Consider the following 26,412-nt stretch of genomic DNA (forward strand, 5'->3'; position numbering starts at 1 on the left):
ATAAAAAAGTAGCGGCCCTGCACAAACGCGTTGGCGAATGTGCGGACCGCTTCTTTTTATTATAAATGGCTTAAGGGAGGCAACTGCCTCCCTTAAACCATTGTCTGCGAAAGCACGATGCCGCCATAAGCGAAGGCGACGCAGATGACGATAGCCGGATGGATTTTCTTGCGCTCCATCGCCCAGTAGGCGACAGCGGCAATGGCGAGTGTCTGCCAGAGGCCGGCGGATTGCACGGCCGTGTTTGTCATTTGCCAAGTGAGCAGCAGCATCATAATGGCGACAACGGGCTGAACGAGCAGCGTCATGCCTTTGACGATGGGAGATTGGCGATGCTTTTGCAGCAGCTTAAGCAGAAAAATCAGCGCCACAGCCGAAGGAACAATCGTTGCTGCAAGCGCGATCGCCATGCCCGGAATGCCGTATACATCGTATCCGACAAACGCGGCAATTTTGGTAGCAATCGGCCCCGGAAGGGCATTGCCAAGCGCGAGTATGTTTGAAAATTCAGCATCAGTTGACCAATGGTAGCGGTCGACGATTTCATGATACATAAGCGGAATGGAAGCAGGCCCGCCGCCATAGCCTAAAATATTTGCCAGAAAAAACCCTATAATTAAATCCAACCAATCCATAGTGTCTGCTCCTTATGCGCTCGCGCTCGTATTGTTGCCTTTATCCCGCCGATTGTTTCTCCTCTTCTTCACCCAGGCGGCAGCCTTGAAATGCATTGTCCCATAGAGAAGGAACGCGGCAATAACGACCGCATCTTGAATATTCACGACCTGAAGCAGCAGAAAAGCAAGCGCACAGCTGATGAGGCCAGCCACCCAGCCTAGTCCCTTCACCGCACGGTTGCCGAACTCATACGCCATAACGCCAAGCATGACTGCGATAACGGGAATAACCGCAGCAATCATTCCCTGCACAACAGCGGAGCCGCTAAGAATTTGTACAGCGGACAGCAAGGCGATCATCGCGATAGCCGAAGGCAAAATATGAGCAAGTACGGCAGCGAGCGCGCCCAGCCAGCCTTGCAGCCGGTAGCCGAGATAAGCGGCCATTTTGGTTGCAATCGGTCCGGGCAAAGCATTGGCCAGCGCCAAAATTTCGCCAAACTCCTCATCATTAATCCAATCATAGCGCGTAACCGCCTCATGCCGGATTAGAGGAATAACGGAGGGGCCGCCCCCAAAGCCGAAAATCCCCGTTTTAAACATCGCCCAGGAAAGCTGTCCATATGCCTTGGTGCTTGTTGTCGTCTCCATTTTTTACAGCCTCATTCCCATTCTACTTTTGTAACGATTGATTAAAACCTGGCAATCAACGCTCATGATGCCGGGCAGCGGGTACAGCTTTTCTTTCAAAAATAGCTCCATTTCCTGGTTGCTGGTGAACAGGCCATGCATATGCAGCTTGCTGGGGCCTGTCATGTGATACAGGCTGGTGACGACGAGCTCCTCCGACAAGCGATCTGCTACTTCATGCAGAAATTTGGGCTCCACCTCGACATTGAAAAAAGCCGATACCGTCACGCCAATTTTCTCCGGATTGATGACGGCTGTGAAGCGCTCAATAACGCCTTGCTCCAGCAGGGTGTTGATTCTGGCTTGCACAGCAACGCGGGATAAACCGATATCCTTGGCTAAGTCGGTGTAAGATATCCTTCCGTTAATGTGCAAGGCAGCGATAATTTTACGATCAATATCGTCAATGACGTGGTCCGCCTGAGAGGGCGGGATTTTGGATTGCATATGAAAAGCTCCTTTTGCTCCGTTGAGCGAAAATGTCAAAACGTATGTGATAAGTTCGATTCGATTACGATATGAATAAATATATAACCAAATTCATTCCTTATCAATATGAAATTTGTCAATCGTCGGCAAAAAGAATTTTATAGTTGCCACTAGCCGAGCTGCCATGTTACTTTAATACTCAATAGACCATGTCAGATAACTTGACTTATAAAGGGTGAAATAGCATGAACAAGCCGATAACCGGCACGAAGGCCATGGTTGTAAGTCCCCATCATCTGGCTTCGGCAGCAGGGGCGCGAATACTAGAGCAAGGCGGCAACGCCTTTGATGCTGCAATTGCGGTCAGCGCTTGCCTAGCTGTCGTCTATCCGCATATGACGGGACTGGGCGGAGACTCGTTTTGGCTCACATACGAACATAAGGAACAGCAGGTGAGCGCCTATAATGCTAGCGGGCGATCCGGCAGTTTTGCAACGCGCGAGGCTTATGCTGGGGAAGCTGCGATTCCGGTACGCGGACCGCGCAGCGCTATTACAGTTCCGGGCATGGTGGACGGCTGGCATGCCGTGCATAGCCAATATGGGCGTCTGCCTTTTGCACAGGTGCTCCGTATTGCCATTGGTTATGCGGAGAATGGATTTCCGATGTCGCCGGATCAATATGAAAATACGGTGCAGCATGCGGACATGCTGGCACAATTTCCAGCTACAGCGGCGGTATACCTGCCGCAAGGGCGCGTCGTTCAGACGGGGGAGCGCTTTGTGCAGCGCGATCTCGCAGCGAGCCTTCGCGCTATCGCGGAGCAGGGGCGCGATGCTTTCTATAAAGGCGATATTGCGGAACGGATCGCTTCTTATTTGCAGAGCAGCGGCGGGCTGCTGACCAAGGAAGATTTTGCCGAGCATGCGGGCGAATGGGTTGCGCCGCTTAAAGGTACTTACCGTGGGCATGACGTGTACCAGGTGCCGCCGAACTCGCAAGGGTTTGTGGCGCTGATGGCGCTGCAAATGCTGGAGAACTATGATCTGAAAAGTTACGGGCATGGCTCATACACGTATTATCACCTTATGATTGAGGCGCTTAAGCTCGGCTTCCGCGACCGCAATTTATTTTTGACGGACCCTGCTTTTGCGGAAATTCCGCTCGAACGCTTGCTGAGTTCTGCCTATGCGGCGGAGCTTGCAGCTTCTATTAAGCTGGATGAGGCCTGCTCCATCGATACGAAGCCTGTCGGCAATGATACGGCCTATGCGGCGGTCGTGGATGAGGAGGGCAACGCGGTATCCTTCATTCAGAGCTTGTATTTTGAGTTTGGCTCAGGTGTAGTAGCGGGGGATACGGGCATTTTGCTGCAAAATAGAGGGTCCTTCTTCTCGCTGGAGCCCCAGCACGTGAACCGTTTGGAGCCGCGCAAGCGGACTTTCCATACGCTGATGCCAGCCATGGCGTGCCTGAATGGCAAGCCCAGCCATCTGTTTGGTACGCAGGGCGGCGAAGGACAGCCGCAGACACAGGTGGCGATCCTTACGCGGATGATTGATTTTGGCATGAATCCGCAGCAGGCGGTGAATGAGCCGCGCTGGGTATGGGGCCGCACATGGGGGGCGCAAACACAGGAACTGAAAGTAGAGAGCCGTCTGGCAGAAGAGGTTATTGCGCAGCTTGAGAAGGCGGGGCATGATGTTCGCCGCATGAAGGCGTTCGATGGCATTATGGGCCATGCCCATGCGATTACGATTAGTCCGGAGGGCATCCTTAGCGGCGGAGTTGACCCGCGCAGCGATGGCGCAGCTATTGGCTGGTAGGCTAGTTAGTTAATGGTACAGTAATGGGCCGTATCACTAGAGCAGCGGCAGAATAGGAGAGGCAGCAATCATGCAGCATAACATAAATGATACATTTCATGCTTTTATAAAGCCGGAGCTCACAATTCCAGCAACTCATACGGGTATTCTAGACGGCCTCCGTTTTGCGGTTAAGGATGTATTTGCAATAAAAGGGCATGTCAGCAGCGCCGGCAACCCCGACTGGCTGCGCACGCATGAAGCAGCCGACCATACCGCTTCATCAATTGAACGGCTGCTTGCCGCCGGAGCGACGCTGACCGGCGCAACGCATACCGATGAGCTGATGTACAGCATTAATGGGCAGAACGCCCATTACGGCACGCCGATTAATCCAGCTGCGCCAGACCGCATACCGGGCGGCTCGTCCAGTGGTTCCGCCGTGGCGGTTGCAGCGGAGGCGGTGGATTTTGCGCTCGGGACGGATACGGGCGGTTCGGTTCGGGTGCCCTCTGCCTACTGCGGCGTATATGGTTTTAGGCCGACGCATGGCGCAGTTGCGATGGATGGCGTCATTCCTCTGGCACCGAGCTTTGATACGGTAGGCTGGATGGCGCGAGACAGTGTGCTGCTGCTAAAGGTTGGCGAGCTGCTGCTCGCTGATAGGGCAGCAGCTGGAATGGAAGGCCGTTCAACTAGTTCAACGTCTGCGGAAGTAACGCCGTTCAGCCGTTTACTGATTGCAGAAGACGCATGGAGCAAGGCCGAATCTGCCAGTGCAGTCCAACTGAGAAAGCTCGTTGCTGAACTGGAGCCAGCTATGGCAAGAACCGAGCGGCTGACACTAGCTCCTGAAGGACTGGAGCAGTGGCTGGAAGCATTCCGCACCATTCAAGGGCTGGAAATTTGGCAGTCGCATGGCGATTGGATTACGCGCGAGCAGCCTGCTTTTGGTCCGGGTATAGCGCAGCGATTTCGCTGGGCGAGCACCTTGCAGAGCGGAAATAGCGAGGAAAAGGTAGAGGAGCGGAGCAGCATTCGTGCCAAGCTGCATGAGCTGCTCGGTACGGATAGCTTGCTCTTCATCCCCACTATTCCGGGTACGGCACCGGATCGCGACATTAGCGGAGAGGCGGCTGACATGCAGCGCGCCTTAACGATGCAGCTTTGCTGTATCGCCGGTTTGTCGGGCTTGCCGCAGGTGACGCTCCCGGTTGGCGAGGTTGCTGGTGCGCCCATTGGCTTATCCATTATTGCGGGGGCAGGGCAGGATTTGAAGCTGCTGCGATGGCTGGATCAGCATGCGAATTTATGGGGAAGAAGCTGGAGGTCAAGCAGCGGAAACGAAGGGGAGGTAGCGACATAGATGAAGCTGGTGACGATCCATTACGAGGGTATTGCGCAAGCGTGCATTAACATGGACGATCGTTATGTGCTGCTCCAAACGATTAATCAGTTGGAGCAAACAGATTGGCCCATCCATTTGTTTGATTTGCTGCAAGAAGGGCAGTTGGATGCGTTGACGGCATGGTATAGCACGGTCGGTCGTGAAAAGCTTGGAGCGATGGAGTCTGTACCCAAAGAAGCGATAATGCCTGCGCCCTTATATCGCCATCCCCGAAAAATTTGGGGTATCGGCATGAACTATGTAAAAGAAACGGCTGAGCGTGAAAAGTTATTCGCTGAAGCCGACCCGGTCAGCTTTATGAAGCCGGATACGTCGCTTATTGGCCCAAATAGGGCGATTGAGCTGCCTGCCCACCAGACGGAGCATGTGACAGCGGAGGCTGAGCTGGCGCTCATTATTGGACGTACTTGCAAAAACATAACCGAAGCCGAGGCGCTGGACTGCGTCGCGGGTTTTGCCGTATCCGTCGATGTAACGGCTGCGGATATTCATGCCAAGCATCAGCGTTTCCTGACGCGGGCCAAAAGCTTTGATACCTTTTTTGGATTCGGCTCTGAGCTGATTACAAGCGATGAAATTGCGGATTTGTCCCAGCTGGAGGTGGAAACTTGGCATAATGGCGAGCTTGCCCATCGCAATGTGCTGGCTAATATGATTTATCAGCCGGCGTACCTCGTCGCCTTTCATTCGCAGGTGATGACGCTGCTTCCCGGCGATGTCATTTTGACAGGGACGCCTGGCGCGGTCGTCCTTCGGGATGGCGACATCATCGAGGCGCGAATTCCCGGCTTTGAGCCGCTGAAGCATCCGGTTAAAGCGAGTGCGCCGCTCAATTGAGCCAGCCTAGTGCGGTTCGACCCGGCCTGAGCTGAAGAGGCCTCGGTATTCCTAAGAACTCAAGCAGAGCGGCTGCTTGAGTTTTTTTGCGTACAGCCGCCGCTCCCCCTGCCTTTTTCACCGCCTATCAGCAACTTTCAGCAAACCTTCAATTTCACCTAAGATTTACTTAATCTTCATACTTTAGCCTTAAGACTGGAATTAAAATCTGGTTTGAAGGAGGAGTCATCCAAACTATGAATTTAAAAAAGATGTGGAAGAAGGTTGCGGTTACGGCTCTGTCGTTAACGATTGCCGTATCGGGTTTTGGAGCAATCGGCAGCAAAGCAACGGTTTATGCCGCTGAGGCGGGAATAGCGCAGAAGTATGAGTCTCTATTCGAAGGGGACAAAATCATTAATGTGAACGTGACGATTGCCGATGACGATTGGGAAAGCATACTCGCAAGCCCGCTAGACAAGGATTATAAAAAGGTGACGGTAGACGTTGACGGCAATGTGCTGAGCAACGTAGGATTTTCGACCAAAGGCAATTTGACTTTGAAGGCCGTAGCCAGCATGACGGATTCCGACCGTTACAGCTTTCGCTTGAAATTCGACAAATACAATAAAGAACAAACATTGCTCGGACTGGATAAAATGGTGCTGAACAACAGCTACGCAGATCCTTCTTTTTTACGTGAATATTTGCATTACGAAGCTTTGCGCTCGATCGGGCTGGATGCCCCGCTGACAGTGTTTACGAACCTGTATATCAATGGTGAATTGTATGGCTTCTATGTAGGTGTTGAAGCTATTGATGACAGCTATATGGAAAGAAATTATGGTGAAGATTACAACGATGGCGTGCTCTACGATACGGACGAGAAAAGCTATCTGCAATATGAGGAAGACGGCGACTATGAGACGCTGACGTATGAGCTCGGCACAGAGGATGATAAGGCATCGTTGAAAAATTTTATTAGCGTGCTGAATGACATGCCTGCTGGCGAGAAGGGGAATATCGAGGACGTACTCGATGTAGACTCGGCCTTGAAATACATTGCGGGCAACGCTGTACTGGGCAACTACGACAGCTATAATGGCGATAAGGGCCATAACTATATGCTGTACGGCGATGCAGATGGGAAATTCAGTGTCCTGCCATGGGATTTCAATATGTCGTTTAACGGCTATTCCGGTGGCGGAGGCGGGGCCGGTCGCAATGCGGCAGCAGCAGGAACTGCGACCACAACTACGACATCCACAGCAACAACGACATCCACAACGACGGCAGCTACCAATACAAATGCGACAACCGCCTTGGTTGATGTGCCGGTCATGGGCATCAGCATGGACAGCGTGCCAATGATAGGGAACTTGCTGGAAGTGCCGGAGTATAAGGCCAAATATTTGACTTATGTAAATGAGCTGGTGGACTATCTTGGCGGAATCGAGGATCGCATTACCGAGCTGGCTGATATTATTCGGCCAAGCGTAACAGCTGATCCGACTAAATTTTATACGGTAGAGCAGTTTGAATCTAATGTAGCTTATTCTGCTACAGGCGATGCAGCTGGCGGCATGCAAGGCGGTGGAGCAATGGAAGGCATGACGCCCCCTGATGATGCCGGTATGACACCTCCGACGATGCCGGATGGCACAGCAGGAGCGAGACCGGACAATGCCGGAACCGCCACAGGAAGCGCTAGTAATGCGACTGCGACTGATGCTGCCGCAGGCAATGGTACAGCAACTGGACAAGCTGCTGCTGGACAGGGTCCCGGTCAAGGAGCAGGCCAAGGGCAAGGAGGTCAAGGAATGGGCTCGATGGCAGCGGGGTCGCTGATGACTTTTGCGCTCAACAGGCTGGCTAGCCTGCAAGAGCAGCTGGGGCTGGCCGTAACGCCACTGCCGTCGACAACGGCTCCAGTTACAGCAGCGGGAGCTATTTCCGTCCTTTTAAATGGCAGCAAGGTGAGCTTCGACAAACAGGAGCCGGTTAATCAATCGGGGCGGGTGCTCGTTCCCCTTCGCGGCATCTTCGAAGCCTTTGGCGCTGAAGTGAAATGGGATGCAGCAACGAAAAAAATTACTGCGGTCAAGGACGACCGCACGGTTACGCTCACAATTGGCAGCACGACGGCTTACGTCAATGGAACAGCGGTGACGCTGGATGTTCCCGCCTCAGTGGTGAACGGCAGGACGCTCGTGCCGGTGAGATTCATTTCCGAAGGGCTGGATATGGATGCAGCTTGGGATGCAGCAACTGCGACGGTGAAGATTACGAGCAAAGCTTAGCGTAAAATAGCTATACAAAACGATATCTCTAAAAAAGAGGTATCGTTTTTTTTGCTTGCAGAGGGTTTTTATAGAAAATCAGTCCGACAGTAATAGACAAAATACTGCCGGAAAATCGTCCTTTTGCACTATAATAAAAAGGGTTTATGGTATAAAATGTAGAATTTCCATGTTTAACGCGCGCTCATGAATAAATTTGTTTGTAGAAACCAGCTTCAGGCAGAAAGAGGATAATAGGCGATGGGAAATCGATTTTGGGAGTTTTATCTGATTCGGTATTTGGCAGGAACTATATTTGGCGCACTGATTTTATTTATTCTAGCTATGAATTATCAGAACGAAATGAATCGGGCTTATTTTCCCAAAGCACACAACGATGATAGCAAGCCCGATCTTAGCTACTTTTACAGCCTCTTGTTTGAAACAACGAGGGACATAGACATTAGTGAGCTTGATTTGACCATCGGAGGCAATAAAGTGGAGTTGCAAAAGGCTGAGGCATTAACGGGATCAGGGGAAATTCGCTTGAAAACGGACGGTTTGACGGTGCTGGCCGCAATTATTATTGCTGTTTTTGGCTTTCTCTACATGTATATCGCCAGTATGTTGATTTTGATTTTGCATGCAGTACGGCTGATTATTTATCCGGGAATGCGAAAGTTTAAAGCTTTGAGCAAGCTCTATTATTTCTATGTGGAGTTAAGCCGTTTGCGTTCCGAAAGAGAAAGGAAGGTGACAGGAAAAGGGAAAGAGAAAGAGACCAGCGATGAATGGCAGGGCAGTCGTCATTTGAGCGAATATATTGAATCTTACAGGCATCTGCGCGAGCATGGCAACGCCTTTGCTATCCTCTTATCCGAAATAGTATTTGCTTTCTGGCTCGTTATTTGCTCGTTTTCGGTCTGGTCTATTATTGTTTGGGTTGCCGCAGGCTCTGTTGCTTGGTTTATCGGCAGTTATTTAGAAATTCGGATGGTGAAGGAACGCAGGAGCTTTTTGCCGTAGACGAACAATGAAATTGAGGAGAGAACGACGGCGTCGCGATATTTCTATAAAGGGGGCTCGCGTATGAAATGGAATGGGAGCATAAAAAAAATAGTGCCGATACTCGTGTTCATCTTGCTCGTATTATCCTGCATTCCAATTATGAAGCAGTTGTTTGGCATTCAGGAAGTGTATGCGGACTTCATAAATCAGATGTTTAATAAAGAATTGGGGACGGGGAAACGGCTGCTTGGAATTTGGCATATGTTCCGAAGTATAGCTGGGCTTGTCATTTGGTTAATTGGTTTTTGGTATATACTGGCCACGCTATCCAAATGGGCCGAAGACCACGTCGAATCATATAAGAAATTGATTATTTGGTGGGCACCAGTACATAAAATTGTTATTAATATATTGACTTACGCGATTCATTTTATTTATTACATATTAATTATCAGCATGAATAGTACGATTTTGCTGCTAGTCTCCGTGCTTTTAGTTATAGGGCTTTACAGTGTGATTCCAGCAATTTCTATAATGTTTCAACGGTCGATGGAGCTGCTATTTTCCTTTTTCGCTCTCGAATTTAATGCCTCTGCATTTCTGGTGGATTCGGCTAAGCTGAAAGCGTCAGATATTTTGGGTTATCAATCGATTACGTTTTTCGTTATCTTATTTGCTTATTGCATTAAAATAATGACACAGTTCGTATACAGTCCACTGTTTTTAAAAATTGGCGGCCATCGAATTGTACGAAAGTTTCTGTGGTTAAACACCATTTTCAGTTACAGTTACTTGCGCATAGTCGTATACACAATTGCTTTTTTGGCTTTTACGATTCAGTCTTCATTTAAGATTATGAACGAGATCAATAGCGTTTTTGCTACATTTATAATAGTTGATGTCATTATTTATACGTTTCTTAGTTGGGCGAAGGGTAGAGGCGTATATGCCGAGCAGGAGCTGGAGCGGTATTTCCATCATTTACATGCCTATTTTACGGAGGTGGAGCAGCAGCTTGACGATAAGCGGCTTTCCGGTCAAGAGGGCAGCGAAAGGTTTGCAGCGATTACATTTATTGCTCAATACCCACAACTGGGGTTATGGGATAAGTTTAGTCTATATGTAAATCGGAATAGACGGCAGCGTTATTTCATTGCAAGAAAGGTGGTTGTGTTGCTGAAACGCAGATATGCGAACAGACAGCAGATACTGCTGGCAGCGCAATCTGCCAAGCGGCATCTTCTAAGTGCCAGAGCGTATCGCCCAAACCCGGATTACGAGCTGCTCGCAATTAGGCTGGAGGAGATTAAGCTGGAAATGGAAGACAGGCTGCGGACGTATGCCCAATCCGGCATACAGAAGGAGTATTTGGACAAACATCAGTTGTTTCGGATTGAACCGGTGAAGTGGAAGAAACGCGACTGGTTTTTTCAAGGCTTGTGCATGCTTCGGAGCAAGCGGCGAATGAGAGAGCTTAACGAGCAATATCGGCAATACTTGAAAATGATTGAAAAAATGAATGACGATATCGATACACTATACGTAGAGGGGATTTCAAAACAATTGGATCGGATCGCGCATAGATAAATGAATGAATAAAAACCATTGAAATACAGAACAGTCTGCCGCTATTAAGCGGCAGACTGTTCTGTATTTCTTATTCTGTTCTATTCCATCTCATCCCGAATCGACTCAATCAAGCCTTTCAGCTTGTTCGCCGACTTCTGGAACAGCGCCGTTTCTTCGTCGGACAGCGTCAGCTCCAGAACGTTGCGGATACCGCTGCGGTCAACGACGCATGGAACGCCGATGTATACATCGGATACGCCGAGGTAGTTGTCGAGCAGGGTCGACACGTTCAGCACGGCGCCTTCATCTTGCAGAATCGCGGTACAGATGCGGTCGAGTGCCAGAGCGATGGCGTAATACGTCGCGCCTTTTGCTTCAATAATTTGGTAAGCGGCATCGCGTGTGCCAGTGAAAATCCGTTCTTTCTGTTCGTCGTTCAGTCCGAGCTCCGTACCCGCAACGTTCGACAGGCTCCATACCGGCAGCTCGGAATCGCCATGCTCTCCGATAATCGGCGCGTGGACGCTGCGCGGATCAATGTTCAGCTCTTCGCCAATCAGATAGCGGAAGCGTGCGCTGTCGAGCAGCGTGCCTGAACCGATGACGCGGTTAACAGGCCAACGCGATTTTCGCAGGGAGAAGTAGCTCATGACGTCCACGGGGTTCGAGGCAATAAGCAGAATGCCATCATCGTTGTATTTCAAGACCTCATCAATAATTTGGTCAAAAATCGCCACGTTGCGCTTCAGCAGCTGTATGCGCTCTTCGCCCGGACGCTGCGCGACACCAGCCGTAATAATAATAATGTCTGCGCCTTTGCAGTCCTCGTAAGTGCCTGCCCATACCTTCGTGCCGCCAAGGAACGGCATGCCGTGGTTCATGTCGAGCGCATCGCCGATCGCTTTCTTCTCATTGGCATCGATAAGCACCAGCTCATCCATGCGATTGCGAAGCAGCAGCGTATAAGCGGTTGTTGAGCCTACAGCCCCAGCGCCAATGACAACAATTCTTGATTTTTTCATATCCGATCTCTCCCTGTCTAGTGATGTAGTTACTTCTAGTTTTGCTTTTGCCATTACTTCTGAATTACTCCTGCAATTCCTTCTGTTCTTGCTCTTGCGCGTGATCCTCTTTGTCGAAATAAGGCTTGTTCACGAAATAATACATATATCCCATTAATACGCCGCCGCCAATCAGATTGCCCAGTGTGACAGGCACAAGATTGTGAATGACGCCGCCGTAAGTAATCGTGTCTGGATGGTCGACGACTAGTGCAATAGCGAAGGTGCACATGTTGGCAATGCTATGCTCGTAGCCCGAAATAAAGAAGCAGAAGACGAACAGCATCATGGAAAACATTTTTGCCCCGTCATGCTTCATGCCCATCGGAATGAAAAAGGCGAGACAGACTAGCCAGTTACATAAAATCGCCCGGAAAAAAAGCTCCATCGACGACGTATGCATTTTCGCTTCGACGACACTGAGCAGGAACGTATTGACCTTCTCGCTGTCGAACAGTCCGGTTGTCATAATGAGCAGGGCGAACACGGCTGCGCCAAGCAGGTTGCCCGCGTAGCTGGTCAGCCACATTTTGATGGCGTCGGTCCATTTGAGCTTGCGCCGAAGCGCGGTAAACGAATAATAAAACGTATTGCCGGTAAACAAGTCGCCGCCGCCGTATGCGATGAGAATAATCGCAGCTCCGAACGTTAGCGCGGCCATCGGATAAGCGAGCGGAGAATGCTCGGCGTAAAAAAAGTTACCCGTCTTAAAGGCGACTATAACGCCAAAGCCGATGAACATGCTGGCGAGCATGGACCTGGAAATATACCGGATGCGGCTTTGTTGAAAAATCATATGCTTCTTATGTGCGAGTTGCTCGACCTTGCGTAGCGGTTCAGTTTCCATGAGCATTCACTCCTCTTGCTGCTTACTGAGGTTAGAATAACACAGGAGGGACACAGTCGATTGTGACATTCCTCACAGGTAAAGGCGAAAATTGTTACAGAATAAGGGATTCCCGGCGGAGTGGACAACTACTGAGCTAATGATTATTCCTGTAATGGCAAAAATTAGGTATTCTTCTTGTAGATGCAAACGGAGGTGCACATCTATTTGCATAAATATAGCGGCATTAAAGAATGAGGCTTCACCACAACCAAATTAAATGGAATAAAGGAGAGTTTATTCGATGAAAAAATGGATTGGTGCTCTATTATCTTTGGCCCTTATTATTGCAATTTCTGGTGTGCAGCCTGCCCCTGTATCGGCGGCAGAAGTTGTAAGCGTTACCATTATTGTTTCTAAAAATACGACCTACGACGGCAAAGGCAAAGTTTTTGTCGCGAACCCGAGTACGTTAGGGGATGGCAGCCAGGCTGAGAACCAGAAGCCGGTATTCCGTCTGGAAGCGGGCGCAACGCTGAAAAATGTCATTATCGGCGCTCCTGCTGCCGACGGCGTTCACTGCTATGGCAGCTGCAATATTGAGAATGTGACTTGGCAGGATGTAGGCGAGGACGCTTTGACTCTAAAGTCTTCCGGTACCGTTAATATTACAGGAGGCGGCGCATATAAAGCCTATGACAAAGTGTTTCAAATGAATGCATCCGGCACGATCAATATTAAAAATTTCAAGGCCAATGACATCGGCAAGCTCGTTCGTCAAAATGGCGGCACCTCTTATGCGGTATCCATGAATGTTTCAAATAGCGATATTTCCAAGGTGAAGGATTCCATTTTGCGAACAGACAGCAGCTCCACAACGGGCAAAATAACAAATACGCGCTATTCTGGCGTGCCGACGCTGTTCAAAGGTTTTGCATCCGGCAAAACCAGCCAATCCGGAAACACGGCTTATTAGGCGATCCTTCCGAAAAAAGACGCGGCAATGCCGCTTAAGCTGTAGCTTAAGCCTAAGCCTGAGCTTGAATCTAAGCCGCAGAGCCTGGCGTTTGGAAGGATAGCCGTCCCCCGTAAGTAAGCCTGTTTATATATCATCAACAGGGCCTGTGCCGAGATTAGGCGGCATGGGCTCTGTTTCCCATTTGGCGACAATGAGCATATCCAAATGTCTGGCGGAGCGCAGCAAATCCTGCACAATCGTTTTGCGGACTAGCATTTGCCAAGGCGGCCGGCGCGATTGTCCAATAATGAGCTGGGTCGCTTGCAGCTCAGCCATCTTTTTCAGCAAAATCCCGCTAATTTCCTGGCGTCTATCTGCCGCACTTGCCGCCAGCTGGCCGCCAAGCCGCTCGCACAGCTGCCGCAGCGCATGGAGCCGCTTTTGCTGCTCCTCAGTTTGCTGGGTTTTACGGCTGTGCACATAATGGACATGCCATTCTGCCTTCAAGCGATGAGCGATGCGAAAGCCGCGGCGAATCAGTCTTTCCGCCTGATCACCCAAATCGATGCATACAAAAATCACCTCGCGCTTGCGCCAAGGTCCTCGAAGCGAAGGGCCGCGTTCCCACGACTCCAGCCGTTCATCGACATCATCCGCAATTTCGCGCAGCGCCAGCTCGCGCAAGGCAATCAAATTGCCGATTTTGAAAAAAGAGCCCAGCGCCTGCTCCACCTTTTCCTGCTTGTAAATTTTGCCGTCGCGCATGCGCTGCGCCAGCATTTGGGGTGTAACGTCTATGAGCTCGATTTCACTTGCCATTTGTAAAATCGCGTCCGGCACCGTTTCTCTCACCCGCACACCGGTCAACTGCTCCACGGCGTCATTCAAGCTTTCCACATGCTGCACGTTTACGGTGGAAATGACGGAAATTCCGTGCTCCAGCAGCTGCAAAATATCCTCGTACCTTTTCTTGAGCAGGCTGCCGGGCACATTCGTATGGGCAAGCTCATCGACCAGCACAACCTCGGGGCGGCGCGCAATAACAGCCGTTGTATCCATTTCCTCAAGCCGCGCTGACCCATAGGGAATAACTGCCCGGGGCAAAATCGCCAAGCCGCCGACCTGCTCGGCCGTTTCCTGGCGTCCATGCGTTTCCAGCCAGCCAATGACGACATCTACGCCTTTACGCTTCAGAATGTTGCCTTCCTGGAGCATTTTGTACGTTTTCCCGACGCCGGGAGCGGCTCCGATATAAATTTTGAACGTGCCGCGTCGCATGCGCTGGGCCTGTTCCTCCATTTCGCGGGAGTCCAGCCGATGAAAAAGCGCCTCCTGCCCGCCCCGCCGGGTTTTAACGGGCAAAATCCGTTCACCCTCATGCTCCGCCCGATCCGTCATCACAAACACGTCGATGTTCCGTATTTTGCGGAGCACGCGGTTGACGATAGAGCCTTGCAGCCGCTCCTGCCATGCTTTTTTCTTGGAATGGCCCATCACAATGCGCGTCGCATGCTGCCGCGTTGCATATGCCACAAGTGCGGCAGGCAGCTTGCACGCATGCGCCAGAGGGAGCTCCTCGAATGCGCCGCCGACCTTCGCCACCAGCTTTTGCATCGAGCGTTTGATCGTTTGCTGTTCCTTCGATAGGCTGCGGCCCGGCAGCAGAAAGGTGACGACGGCAAGCTCGCCATGCAGCCGCTTGGCAATTTGCTGGCCCCGGCGCACATATAGGGAGCCATTAAAGTGATATTGCGCCGATACGACAATCCGCTCGGCTGCTCCAGATGGGCCGCTTAAGCCCAGCGCTTCGCGGTGCTTTTCCAGCGTTTCGTGGACACCCTCTGCCATGAGGCAGAGAGCGACTTCACGCAGAACAGCCAGATTGCCGGGCAGCCGCATAGCCGGATGGAGGGAGCTGCCGAGCAGTCCCTCTTCCATCCGGCTCAGCATCGTCTCCGGAGAGACATCAATGAGGCGAACCTCATCGGCCCATTCCAGCGTGTCCGCCGGAACCGTCTCCTCCGCGCGAATGCCCGTCATTTTGAAAATAACTCCGTCCTCGCCCTCCAGCTCGTAGACATTAATCGTCGTAATGATGCTGATGCCATGCTCCAGCAAATATTGAATGTCCTCCAGCCGCGTCTGGAAGCGGGCGCATGTACGGTTGCGATGGGCGAGTCCATCGACGAGCACGGCCTCCGGGTTGCGGGCGAGCAGCGTCTCCAGCGGCAAATCCTGCTGCTCCTTGCCATCGCGCTGCCACTTAATGCTCGGGACATGCTCCAGCTCAGACTCAAGCGCCGCTTGATTCCTATTTGTGCTTGGAGCTGGCGTTAAGGCGCAAATGACGACATCAATGCCCTGCTGCTTCAGCAGCTGGCCTTCCTGCAGCAGATGATACGTTTTCCCGGAGCCCGCGACCGAGCCGATGATGATTTTCAGGCGTCCTTTATGCAGCTGGGAGATAGAAGCCAATATCTCCTCCGGCGTCTTGCGTTGATACGGTGGCATTTTGCTCCCGCCTTCTTTTTTATTTGGCGATTCGTGTGGATAAAGCCAGATTCAGCTCCAGCACATTGACGCGCTTGTCACCGAAGAGGCCGAGCTCGCGTCCTTTCGTATGCGCGTGTACAAGCTCTTCCAGCTCTGCCTTTGGCAGTCCCGTCAGCTTGCTGATTCTTGCAATTTGTACGATAGCCGACTGCGGCGTAATATCCGGGTCAAGCCCGGAGCCGGAATTGCTTATTAACGCTACGGGCAGCTGCGCAAGCGGCACCTCGGGATTATCCTGCTGCCACTGGGCGATGGATGCTTTCATGCGCGCCAGCAGCTCCGGGTTCGAAGGGGCATAGTTGTTAGAGCCGGAAGCTTCCGCCTTATAGTCAATGCTCGACACCCGTCCCTGAAAATAGCGCTGGTCGGTAAAAGGCTGACCGATCAGCGACGAACCAACGACGTTGCCTGCGCTATCCTTGAGCAGGCTGCCATTGGCCTGAGCCGGGAACAGCAGCTGTGCGGCACCCGTGCTCACAAGCGGATACATGATACCGCAAAGGAGCAGAAACAGCAGGCTGGCGCGCAGCGACACCCCGATCATAGAAGATGGGGAGGGCGGCACTGATGAAGACGAAGCAGCTGGTATAGATGACGATGGACGATTTCTTTTTAAAATAACATGCATAGCACAATTCCCTTCTTTCTAATTAAAGGTTCGTTTCATTAATAGGCCGCAGCCGATCTGGACGGCGTTAAATCCAAATATGAACCATCATGTCGATGAGCTTGATACCGATGAACGGCGCGATCATGCCGCCGAGCCCGTAAATGAACAAATTGCGGCTGAGCAGGCGGGCGGCGCTGAGCGGACGATAAGTAACGCCTTTCATCGCCAGCGGAATGAGCAGCGGAATAATGATCGCATTAAAGATGAGCGCGGACAAAATCGCCGACAGCGGCGAGCCGAGCTGCATCACATTCAGCGCCTTCATTTGCGGAATCGCCAGCATAAACATCGCGGGGATGATGGCGAAATATTTGGCTACGTCATTGGCAATGCTGAAGGTCGTGAGCGCGCCGCGCGTCATTAGCAGCTGCTTGCCGATCGAAACGACCTCAATAATTTTGGAAGGATCGGAGTCCAAATCCACCATATTGGCAGCTTCCTTCGCCGCCGTCGTGCCGCTGTTCATCGCCAGGCCGACATCGGCCTGCGCGAGTGCGGGCGCGTCATTCGTTCCGTCCCCCGTCATGGCGACGAGCTTGCCTTCCGCCTGCTCGCGGCGGATGACGGCGATTTTATCCTCCGGCTTGCTTTCGGCAATAAAATCGTCGACGCCCGCTTCTCTGGCGATAGTTGCCGCCGTAAACGGATTATCGCCCGTACACATAATCGTTTTGATGCCCATCGCTCGCAGCTGGTCGAACCGTTCCTTCATGCCCGGCTTGACCGTATCCTTCAAATAAATTAAGCCGAATATGTGCTGATCGACGGCGATGGCGAGCGGCGTGCCGCCTTCCTTGGCAATCCGCTCCGTCTCCTGAGCCAAATCAGCGGGTATGTCTCCTCCTTGGGCGAGCACCCAGCTGCGAATCGCTTCGACGGCTCCTTTGCGCACGAGCCGTCCATCGGCCAAATCGATGCCGCTCATCCGCGTCTCGGCTTGAAAGGGAACGAATTGACCGCCTTCGCCAAGCGCGGCATCGTAGGTTTTATCATGCTTTTTCATCCATTCCAGCACCGAGCGGCCTTCCGGCGTTTCATCCTGCAGGGAGGAAATAGCGGCCCATGCCGCTGCCTCATCTGCCCCAGCAGTGCCTACCGGATTGATTTCGCTCGCCATCCGATTGCCGAAGGTAATCGTCCCGGTTTTATCCAAAATCATCGTATTAATATCGCCAGCTGCTTCAACGGCCTTCCCGGACATGGCCAGCACATTGAACTGGGTGACCCGGTCCATGCCGGCGATTCCGATGGCGGACAGCAGGCCGCCGATCGTCGTCGGAATGAGGCAGACGAGCAGCGCGATGAGCACGGGAATTTCCAGATTGACGTCCACATAAGCGGCAATCGGGCCTAACGTGACGACGACGATGAGAAAAATAATGGTCAGGCTGATCAGCAGCGTGTTCAGGGCAATTTCATTCGGCGTTTTCTGCCGCTTCGCTCCTTCGACGAGCGCGATCATCCGGTCGATGAACGTTTCACCGGGCTCGCTCGTAATTCGCATTTTAATCCGGTCGCTGATGACCAGCGTTCCGCCCGTCACGGAGTTGAAGTCTCCGCCGGCCTCCTTGATGACGGGTGCCGATTCGCCGGTAATAGCCGATTCATCGACGGAAGCGAGGCCTTCAATGACCTCGCCGTCCCCGGGAATCATTTCCCCCTGCGAGACGATAACGATGTCCCCTTTGCGCAGCTCCGTAGAAGGGACGATTTGAATGCTGTCGCCCAGCAGCTTATTCGCCATAATTTCCTGCTTCGTTTTTTTCAGCGAGCCAGCCTGTGCTTTCCCGCGGCCTTCGGCTAACGCCTCAGCAAAATTGGCGAACAGCACCGTAAAGAGCAAAATAATAAAAACAGCCAGGTTGAAGCCGATGCGATTCTGCGAGTCGAAGTACCCTGGAAATAGGGTCATGAGCAGAACGATCAGCGTTCCAATCTCGACAACGAACATGACCGGATTTTTCATCATATGGACCGGATTCAGCTTGAGGAGGCTCATCTTGAGCGCCTCGGTCACGAGCGGCCTTGTGAATAATTTTTTAGCACGTTGGTCATTCATAACGCTTACCCCTCATTTCCCTTTAACGGATCGTTAAAAACTCGGCAATTGGCCCTGTGACAATGACGGGCAGAAACGTGAGCGCGCCGATCAAAATAACGACGCCCATCAGCATAACTGCAAACAGCGAATTGTCCGTTCGGAACGTGCCAATCGTCTCCGGCACCCACTGCTTGCGGCTGAGCGATCCAGCTACAGCAAGCAGCGCAATCATCGACATATATCGGCCGAAAAACATCACAAGCCCGGTCGTTATATTCCAGAACGGCGTATTGTCGGCCAGCCCCTCAAACCCGGAGCCGTTGTTGGCGGCCGAGGACGTATATTCATACAGCACCTGCGTAATGCCATGAAAACCCGAATTGGATATAGCGCCTTGCCCCAGATCGGTTAGAAAAGCCGCCGCCGTTGGCGCGAGAATAATAAACGGATGCACGAGAATGGCAATGGCAATCAGCTTCATTTCGCGCGGCTCTATTTTTCGCCCGAGAAATTCTGGTGTCCGTCCGACCATCAGCCCGCAGATGAACACCGTCAGCATCGCATACATCAGCATATTGACGAGCCCGACGCCTTTGCCGCCGAAGACGACGTTCAGCATCATTTGGGCAAGGGGAACGAGCCCGCCAAGCGGAGTGAGCGTATCGTGCATCGAATTGACCGAGCCGGTTGTGGCCGCCGTCGTCACCGTCGTGAACAGCGCGGACTGGGCGATGCCGAAGCGAACCTCCTTGCCCTCCATGCTGCCTTGCGAAGCATCGATGCCGAGTGTGGCGATCAGCGGGCTGCCGCTTTTTTCAGCCGTATAGGAAATCGTAAGAAAGATCAGAAACAGCGCCATCATCGCCGAAAAAATAACCCAGCCCTGCTTGCTGCTTTTCGCAAACCGGCCATACATGAAAGGCAGCGCGGCAGGCAGCGCCCACATGGACAAAATCTCAATAACATTCGTCAGCGGATTGGGATTTTCGAACGGATGGGCGGAGTTGACTCCGAAAAAACCGCCGCCATTCGTGCCAAGATGCTTAATCGACTCCAGCGAGGCGACTGGCCCGATGGCGATATGCTGAACCGCGCCCTCAAGTGTCGTAACGGCCAAGGTAGGGCTAAGCGTTTGCGGCACTTGCAGCGCCACAAGCAGCAGCGTAATGACAATAGCCAGCGGGAAGAAAATACGCGTATGCGCTTTGACGAAATCCTCGAAAAAGTTGCCGAGCGTTCCGCCTTTGCTTGTAATGCCGCGCACGAAGGCGACAGCAACGGAAAAGCCGGTAGCGGCCGACGTAAACATCATCATCGTAATGACCGCTATTTGCGCAAAATACGTCAGCCCTGATTCGCCGCTGTAATGCTGGAGATTCGTATTGGTCATAAAGCTGATGACCGTATTTAGGACGAGTGTCGGCTCCATGCTGCCGATTCCATTCGGGTTAAGCGGCAGGCCGCTTTGCACCCTCAGCAGTACATAGCTGACAGCTACGAGCACGAAATTGAGTGTAATAAAGCTGAGCGCATATCTTTTCCAGCTCATGCCTTGGCGATTTTTGAGCCCGATTACTGAATAGATGATCGCTTCGATTCGTGCGAACAGCTTGTCGGTACGGTTTGGAACGTTTGAAAACACGGAATATAAATAATGGCCAAGCGGCTTTGCGATCAGCATGATCATGCCGACAACTACCGCCATTTGCAGGACGTCCACAGCTATTCCTCCCTTGCTATAAATGATGAAATGTTATGTGCTAAAATTTCTCCGGATGGAGCAAGGCGTAGACGAGATACACCAGCAAGGCTCCTGTAACGAGCAGTATGACAATCATCCCCGTTCCTCCGTTTCGCTAATGGACCGATCGCACCAGCGAATAAATCCGGCAATCAGCCCGAAAGCTGCGATTAAGGTCAAAGCCATTCCGATATCCAGCATAGCTGCAGCACTCCTTATTTCGTTTTATCCCTTGTCATTTTGGAAAAGAAGGCAGCAAAAAAGAAGCCTTGGGCAAAGAGGACTCTTCACCCGCAGCTTCCTTCATCCGGGCATGATGCGCCCCTGATTCGCCTGCGATAAGTGTAAGTGTGGCCTCTCCCGTTGACGCTTGCGAGGTTAGCTGTCGGATTCGGGCGCGAGAGACGCCCTACGCTTGGCACTTATCGTGCCCTTGCGATTCACCCCGTGACGCTCCCTGCAATTGTCCATTGGACAACGACAGAGAGCCGTCGATGGTTCCCCCGTTTCTGCGGCAGTGCAGAACTCAGCGTTTGAAACAAAATGCCTGCCGATGTTGCGAGTGCTATTTTCGAAAAAAAGACAACAAAAAACCACAGAGGCGTATGACGCTCTGTGGCCTGATTTACAAGGTCACAATCGTTCACCATTCCTCTCTACACCTGCGCTTACGAGGTTAGCTGTCGGATTCGGGCGGTGAGAGTCGCCCTACATTTGCCTGGAGTTTCATGACACTCCTGCAAACGATTCACCCCTGCGCTGCCAGCTTCCGACTCTCACATCGGATGGATGCAGTGCGTTTGGTTCCCCCGCTCTTCGCTTAATAGGCGAAGACTCAGCGATCAAGCAAAAACGACTTCGTCGTCCTTCTGGGACGAGCGAAGAGCTTTGCCCTTAGAAATATAGAGAAAGGATAACGAAAACTTATTCTTTCCTATATTTCAAGGTGAAACGGCTATCGCCTTCCTTGGGCGGCGCAGCGCGTTTCAGTCCGAGAAATACAAGCCTATTTATAAGTGCAAAACTTATAAATTCTTATATTTCAAAAAAAAGGTTCATGCATGCTATGAATCATACTCCCCTGCCGCGATTGCTGTAAAGGAAGCTTACGCCGCAAAAGAGAGCGAATGCTGCGGATTAGCTTGATTTTAAACGCTTTCAACGAGATTTATCTTTAGCAAGGTCGTTTTATCTCGCGATTTCTTTTATTTTCTAAAAGCACCCCCTCTTTCCAGAAAACAAGGAAACGAATATGATAAATAGCATGCTGACAGAATCAGGTGTTTGCGGCTGCTCGGCCGCGTATATAAATAGCGGGGGGATGAACGATGTATAAAGTGCTGCTGGTAGATGATGAAGAAGAGACGCGCAGCGGGCTGCTGCACGAAATTGCATGGGAGCGCCATGGCTTTGAAATTGTGGATACGGCGGCGAACGGCAGGGAAGCGATGGAGCTGATTGAGCGTCTGGAGCCGGATATCGTAGCGACGGATATCAGCATGCCGTATATGAACGGCTTGGAGCTGGCGGAATGGACGAGGAAGACGTATCCGCTGACGCGCATCGTTATTTTTTCCGGCTATGATGAATTTGAATATGCGAAGCAGGCAATCGGCTTGCAGGTGGATGAGTATATTTTAAAGCCGTTTTCCGCGCAGCAGTTGCTTGAGGTGATGGACAAGGTGAAGGAGCGGCTGGACGATGAGCGCGAGAAGCGGGAAAATATGCAGCTTTTGCAGGAGCATTACCGTACGAGCCTGCCGGTCGTAAAGGAGCTGTTTCTGTCGTCGCTGCTCACCCGCAAGCTTCCGCTGCGGCATATTGAGGAGAAGGCAGAAAAATATGAGCTGGATTTAGCGGGCGAGGCGTACATGGTGTCCGTGCTGCACACGCATGTATTGGAAGCGCTTCCTGGATTGCCGCTCCGTGCAGCGGAAAGCTCGCTTGCGGCCTCCAGCGATCTCGACCTCAAGCTGTTTGCCCTGCGCAATGTGGCGGAGGAGGTGTGGGGCAGACTTGGGCTGGGCAAAGTTTTTCTGCATCAGGATCAAGTGGCACTGCTCGCAGTTGGACGGGGAAGTAGCGCGCAAGAGCTGATGGAACGGACGCTGGGCGGGCTTGCTGAAATGCTGCAAAATATTCAGAAATACTTGCGTTTTCCCGTAACGATTGGGGTCAGCTCAACGCTGGCGGATGTTGCGCAGCTAAAGCAGGGCTATGAGGAGGCGCAGCAGGCGCTCGATTATCATAATTTGGTGGGCAGCAACCGGATTATCTGCATTGACGATGTTGAGAAGCGCTATGTGGAAGAGCTGCAATTTGACGAGCTCAAGGAGCAGGCGCTCATTCGCTGCCTGCGGGTAGGCACGCATGAGGAGCTGGAGCAGCTGATGACAGCGCTGTTTGACGAGATTGAAGGCGTCCATGCCGCTTACCGGGAATACCAGCTTTACATGCTGGAGATGATGACGGCGGTCATGAAGCTGGTGAGGGAGGCAGGGCTGAACCTGTACGATATCGCGGGATACGAGCTGCAAATTTATGCGGAGCTGCAGCAGCTTAGCGGGCTGGCGGAGACGAGAAGCTGGTACATGTCGCTCTGCGAGAAAATTCGCCATCATATCGCCAGCCGCAGGCAAAGCTCCTACAAGCAGCTGGTCGAGGAAGCGGTGCGTTACACGAAAGCAAACTTCCATGACAGCGAGCTGTCGATAGCCCGGCTGTGCAGCCATCTGCATATTAGCGCGGGATATTTCAGCAGCCTGTTCAAGAAGGAGGTGAAGCTGACATTCGGCGGTTATTTGCTTCAGCTGCGGATGGAGGCGGCGAAGGAGCTGCTGCGGGCGACGGAGCTGAAGACGTTCGAAATTGCCGAGAAGGTCGGCTTCTCGGACCCGAATTATTTTTCACTGTGCTTTAAGAAAAATGTCGGCGTCTCTGCCAAGGAATACCGCAATCAGGCGATGAATGCGGATGCGCCATGAGGAAGCGCAGCATCCAGTTTCTCATTTCAGTGGCGCTGTCGGTGTTTGCCGCGGCGGCGATTATTATGGTCAGCGTGCTGCTGTTCAACAAGTTTTCGCAGACGGCAGAGACGAATGCACTGCGCAATACCCAGCAGGTCGTCGATCAGGTCAGCTACAATTTGGAGGATTATATTCAGGGCATGTCGGAAATTTACGGCGTTCTCCACGATACAATTAGCCGCAGCGGCGATGTGAACGAAGAAGAGCTGCGCAGCCAGCTGAATACGATCATCGGCATTCGGGGAGAAATTGTGTCACTGGCCGTCATTGGGCATGACGGAGAGGTGATGATGAGTATCCCCGGCGTTGCGCTCAAGGAAAATTTGAGTCTTTACAATCAGCGCTGGTTCCAGAGCGCGCTGCAAACGCCGAACCATCTCAGCTACTCGCTGCCGCATGTGCAGAACATGTACAAAATGCAGTACAAATGGGTCGTCTCGCTGAGCAAAGGCATTACCGTAGTAAGGGGCGGGAAAACGGAGCATGGCGTGCTGCTTCTGGACGTCAATTTTAACAAAATCAATCAGCTGTCCTCGCGGGTCGTGCTCGGGAAGAAGGGCTACGTCTACATTGTGGACGAAAGTGCGGGCAATATGGTGTACCATCCGCAGCAGCAGCTCATCTACGCCGGGCTGAAAAGCGAAAACGTCGAGCAGGCGCTGAAATATACGTTCGGCAGCTTTCATGACGAATCCGGCGACGAGGATAAAATGATTACCGTGCAGACGATCGGCAACATCGGCTGGAAGGTGGTCGGAGTGTCCTTTACCGATGAGATTATTACGACAAAACGCGAGCTGAACGATTATTTGCTGAATTTGCTGCTGCTTTTGCTTGTATTCGTCATTGCGATGTCATGGCTTATTTCGCGCATTATTGCCCGTCCGATCCGGCAGTTGGAGAAGTCGATGAAAAATGTCGAGCGCGGCGATTTCCATACGATGACCGCCATTCGCGGGCCGCTGGAGGTAGAGCGGCTATCCACACGCTTTAATCTGATGGTAGCGCGAATCCGCGAGCTGATGCAGCAAATTGTTGTGGAGCAGGAGGCGAAGCGCAAATATGAGTTTGAGGCGCTGCAATCGCAAATTAATCCGCATTTTTTATACAACACGCTCAATACGGTCGTGCGCATGGTCGGCATGAACCGCAACGAGGAGGTGGTGACGACGATTACCTCCTTGTCGAAGCTGTTCCGCATCAGCCTTAGCAAAGGCAAGCCGATGATTCCGCTGGCGAGCGAGCTGGAGCATGCGCGGAACTATCTCATCATTCAAAATATCCGTTTCAAAAATAAATTCGATTATGTGTTTGACGTCGAAGAGGCCGCGCTGCCCAGCTTGTCGCTCAAGCTGATTTTGCAGCCACTGCTGGAAAATGCCATTATGCACGGCATTGAGCCGTCTGTCGATAAAGGGCTGATTACTGTTCGGGCATGGATCGAGGCTGGGCAAGTGTACTTGCAGGTGAGCGACAATGGGCTCGGGATGAGCGGCGAGCAGCTGGCGGCGCTGCTCACGGGAGAGACCGACGGCAGTACCGCCAAGCCGTCTGGATATGCTGGAGACCGAAAGGCTGATCGTGACGGCACCATTGGAGGGACTGCTTCAGAGGCTCCTAAAAGGCCAACCTCCGCCAATTTTGCATCAAGTTCTGCAACCAGTGCGGCTTCCGGTGCGGGCTCCGGCGTAGGCGTGCGCAATGTGCATGAGCGGATTCGGCTGTTTTACGGCGAGCCGTATGGCTTGCAGTTTGAGAGCGAGCTGGAGGAGGGAACGACCGTAACGATACGTTTCCCGTTCAAGCAGGCCGGCGATGAAGCGGACGAGAGGAGTGAGGAAGGATGAGCGTAAAACACAAGTTGGGACGGCTCGCATTACGGAGCATGGTGGCTGTGTTTGCGCTGCTGCTGGGCTCCTGCACGACGCATCCGGCAGAGGACAGCGCCATTCAGCGGGAAAATATCGACATCAGCCTGCTGCTCAAGCGGCTGGACGGCGACTACTGGAACTCCGTCGTCATGGGCGCCGAAGCTGCATCGAAGGAGTTTAATGTGACGCTGCATATTTCCGGACCGGATAAGCAGAGCAGCCCGGAGCAGCTTTTGGAGACGGCAAAGCTTGCGCTGGTACATCATCCTGATGCGGTTGTATTTGCCTCCGGAGACGAGGCGGTTACGACCGGCATTGTCGAGGCTGGCAAGGCAGCGCGGATTCCGCTCATTGCGATTGACACGGAGACGGAGGACGCTGGCATCAGCTCGGTCATCACGATCAATCATCATCAGGCGGGACGAGCGGTTGCCCTCAAAATGAGCGAGCTGCTGGCAGGCAAAGGCAGCGTCGCCCTGCTGACGGACGGTCTTGGGGACAACAACCAGCTGCGCCGCGAGGAAGGCATTAAGGAGGCGCTTGCCGAGGAAAGCGGCATGGCGCTTATCGGCATCGAGCCCTGTGTGGAGGCTGACGGCAACTGCCGAAGCGTCGTCAGCAGCTTGCTGGACGAGCAGCAGGTGGATGGCATATTGGCGCTTAATGTCCAAGCGGCCGTATCAGCTGCCCTTGAGGTAAAGCAGCGGGGGCTCGGCGGCAAAATTAAAATTGTCGCCTTTGACAGCTCCATGGAGCTGCTTGAGCTGCTGCAGGAAGATCAGCTGCAAGCGGTGCTGGTGCAAAATCCGTTCAGCATCGGCTATCTTGGCATCAAAAACGCCGTACTCGCTTTGCGGGGCGAGGAAGTGCCGCTGCATGTAGCGATGGAAGCCAAGCTGGTGAATAGCGACACGATGTTTTGGCCTGAAAATCAGCGGGTGCTGTTTCCCTTTATCCAGAAGTAAGGAGGATTTTAATAAAAATGATGAGGATTTTACATTCGTTTCCGGCCCCGTTTCAGCCATAATGAGGACACGAAAGAGA

20 protein-coding genes and 2 riboswitches are annotated in these 26,412 nt (G+C 52.3%); of the genes, 10 read left to right on the forward strand and 10 right to left on the reverse strand.

All coding sequences use genetic code 11. The features are described 5' to 3' along the window. Nucleotides 1–92: 92 nt before the first annotated feature. From chrA to chrS, 3 genes are read right to left on the reverse strand one after another with little or no spacing between them, the layout of a single operon-like run. A complete protein-coding gene (gene chrA / locus BBD42_RS10405) occupies nucleotides 93–635 on the reverse strand; it encodes a chromate efflux transporter ChrA (protein ID WP_099518107.1) in 543 nt (180 codons plus the stop codon). A gap of 12 nt (nucleotides 636–647) precedes the next feature. Continuing rightward, nucleotides 648–1,268, reverse strand: coding sequence for a chromate efflux transporter ChrB (gene chrB, locus BBD42_RS10410; RefSeq protein WP_099518108.1), 621 nt, complete (start codon nucleotides 1,266–1,268; stop codon nucleotides 648–650). A gap of 3 nt (nucleotides 1,269–1,271) precedes the next feature. Beyond that, nucleotides 1,272–1,754: a chromate efflux transcriptional regulator ChrS gene (gene chrS, locus BBD42_RS10415; protein WP_099518109.1), complete on the reverse strand. Its 483-nt coding sequence runs from the start codon at nucleotides 1,752–1,754 to the stop codon at nucleotides 1,272–1,274. A gap of 227 nt (nucleotides 1,755–1,981) precedes the next feature. On the opposite strand from chrS, the gene ggt reads away from it, so the two are divergent. From ggt to BBD42_RS10445, 6 genes are all read left to right on the forward strand, one after another. Then, entirely contained in the window at nucleotides 1,982–3,562 is a 1,581-nt protein-coding gene (gene ggt / locus BBD42_RS10420) for a gamma-glutamyltransferase (protein ID WP_099518110.1), read from the forward strand. 70 nt (nucleotides 3,563–3,632) lie between these two features. Continuing rightward, nucleotides 3,633–4,907: an amidase gene (locus BBD42_RS10425; protein ID WP_237163441.1), complete on the forward strand. Its 1,275-nt coding sequence runs from the start codon at nucleotides 3,633–3,635 to the stop codon at nucleotides 4,905–4,907. Further along, nucleotides 4,908–5,786: a fumarylacetoacetate hydrolase family protein gene (locus BBD42_RS10430; RefSeq protein ID WP_099518111.1), complete on the forward strand. Its 879-nt coding sequence runs from the start codon at nucleotides 4,908–4,910 to the stop codon at nucleotides 5,784–5,786. 236 nt (nucleotides 5,787–6,022) lie between these two features. Continuing rightward, on the forward strand, nucleotides 6,023–8,065 hold the full coding sequence (locus BBD42_RS10435) for a CotH kinase family protein (RefSeq protein WP_099518112.1): 2,043 nt from the start codon (nucleotides 6,023–6,025) through the stop codon (nucleotides 8,063–8,065). 240 nt (nucleotides 8,066–8,305) lie between these two features. Further along, the gene (locus BBD42_RS10440) at nucleotides 8,306–9,070 is read left to right on the forward strand and encodes a hypothetical protein (protein ID WP_099518113.1); all 765 of its coding nucleotides are present in this window, start codon (nucleotides 8,306–8,308) and stop codon (nucleotides 9,068–9,070) included. Between the two features lie 63 nt (nucleotides 9,071–9,133). Then, entirely contained in the window at nucleotides 9,134–10,639 is a 1,506-nt protein-coding gene (locus BBD42_RS10445) for a hypothetical protein (RefSeq protein WP_099518114.1), read from the forward strand. Nucleotides 10,640–10,719: 80 nt separating this feature from the next. Here the strand turns inward: BBD42_RS10445 and BBD42_RS10450 are convergent, their stop codons facing one another. Together BBD42_RS10450 and BBD42_RS10455 are read right to left on the reverse strand one after the other, a co-directional pair. Further along, on the reverse strand, nucleotides 10,720–11,643 hold the full coding sequence (locus tag BBD42_RS10450; protein WP_099518115.1) for an L-lactate dehydrogenase: 924 nt from the start codon (nucleotides 11,641–11,643) through the stop codon (nucleotides 10,720–10,722). A 64-nt stretch (nucleotides 11,644–11,707) separates the two neighbouring features. Continuing rightward, complete coding sequence (locus BBD42_RS10455; protein WP_099518116.1) at nucleotides 11,708–12,529, reverse strand: formate/nitrite transporter family protein; 822 nt, start codon at nucleotides 12,527–12,529, stop codon at nucleotides 11,708–11,710. Between the two features lie 283 nt (nucleotides 12,530–12,812). On the opposite strand from BBD42_RS10455, the gene BBD42_RS10460 reads away from it, so the two are divergent. Next, nucleotides 12,813–13,484, forward strand: coding sequence for a pectate lyase (locus BBD42_RS10460; RefSeq protein ID WP_099518117.1), 672 nt, complete (start codon nucleotides 12,813–12,815; stop codon nucleotides 13,482–13,484). A gap of 126 nt (nucleotides 13,485–13,610) precedes the next feature. Here BBD42_RS10460 and BBD42_RS10465 read toward each other — a convergent pair whose 3' ends face one another. The 5 genes from BBD42_RS10465 to kdpF all read right to left on the reverse strand — a co-directional run bounded on the left by BBD42_RS10465 (nucleotide 13,611) and on the right by kdpF (nucleotide 20,568). After that, nucleotides 13,611–15,977: a histidine kinase gene (locus BBD42_RS10465; RefSeq protein ID WP_099518118.1), complete on the reverse strand. Its 2,367-nt coding sequence runs from the start codon at nucleotides 15,975–15,977 to the stop codon at nucleotides 13,611–13,613. Nucleotides 15,978–15,996: 19 nt separating this feature from the next. Next, the gene (kdpC, locus tag BBD42_RS10470; RefSeq protein ID WP_099521556.1) at nucleotides 15,997–16,563 is read right to left on the reverse strand and encodes a potassium-transporting ATPase subunit KdpC; all 567 of its coding nucleotides are present in this window, start codon (nucleotides 16,561–16,563) and stop codon (nucleotides 15,997–15,999) included. A 151-nt stretch (nucleotides 16,564–16,714) separates the two neighbouring features. After that, a complete protein-coding gene (kdpB, locus tag BBD42_RS10475) occupies nucleotides 16,715–18,748 on the reverse strand; it encodes a potassium-transporting ATPase subunit KdpB (RefSeq protein WP_099518119.1) in 2,034 nt (677 codons plus the stop codon). A 22-nt stretch (nucleotides 18,749–18,770) separates the two neighbouring features. After that, nucleotides 18,771–20,450, reverse strand: a complete 1,680-nt coding sequence (kdpA, locus tag BBD42_RS10480) for a potassium-transporting ATPase subunit KdpA (RefSeq protein WP_099518120.1) — start codon at nucleotides 20,448–20,450, stop codon at nucleotides 18,771–18,773. A 40-nt stretch (nucleotides 20,451–20,490) separates the two neighbouring features. Next, a complete protein-coding gene (gene kdpF / locus BBD42_RS32830; RefSeq protein ID WP_081418871.1) occupies nucleotides 20,491–20,568 on the reverse strand; it encodes a K(+)-transporting ATPase subunit F in 78 nt (25 codons plus the stop codon). A gap of 255 nt (nucleotides 20,569–20,823) precedes the next feature. Then, nucleotides 20,824–21,013, reverse strand: a riboswitch (cyclic di-AMP (ydaO/yuaA leader). Between the two features lie 108 nt (nucleotides 21,014–21,121). Then, a riboswitch (cyclic di-AMP (ydaO/yuaA leader) is annotated at nucleotides 21,122–21,322 on the reverse strand. 477 nt (nucleotides 21,323–21,799) lie between these two features. Between kdpF and BBD42_RS10490 the strand changes: the two genes are divergently transcribed. Genes BBD42_RS10490 through BBD42_RS10500 form a run of 3 tightly spaced genes read left to right on the forward strand, consistent with a single transcriptional unit; the run spans nucleotide 21,800 to nucleotide 26,333 of the window. Next, the gene (locus BBD42_RS10490) at nucleotides 21,800–23,455 is read left to right on the forward strand and encodes a response regulator (protein ID WP_099518121.1); all 1,656 of its coding nucleotides are present in this window, start codon (nucleotides 21,800–21,802) and stop codon (nucleotides 23,453–23,455) included. Then, nucleotides 23,452–25,344, forward strand: coding sequence for a cache domain-containing sensor histidine kinase (locus BBD42_RS10495; RefSeq protein WP_099518122.1), 1,893 nt, complete (start codon nucleotides 23,452–23,454; stop codon nucleotides 25,342–25,344). The genes BBD42_RS10490 and BBD42_RS10495 overlap by 4 nt, the downstream gene beginning before the upstream one ends. Next, nucleotides 25,341–26,333: a substrate-binding domain-containing protein gene (locus tag BBD42_RS10500; protein WP_099518123.1), complete on the forward strand. Its 993-nt coding sequence runs from the start codon at nucleotides 25,341–25,343 to the stop codon at nucleotides 26,331–26,333. Before BBD42_RS10495 ends, BBD42_RS10500 begins: the two co-directional genes overlap by 4 nt. Nucleotides 26,334–26,412: the final 79 nt, after the last annotated feature.

Origin of the sequence: Paenibacillus sp. BIHB 4019, from assembly GCF_002741035.1 — a bacterium.
In the GTDB taxonomy this organism is placed as follows: Bacteria; Bacillota; Bacilli; order Paenibacillales; family Paenibacillaceae; genus Pristimantibacillus.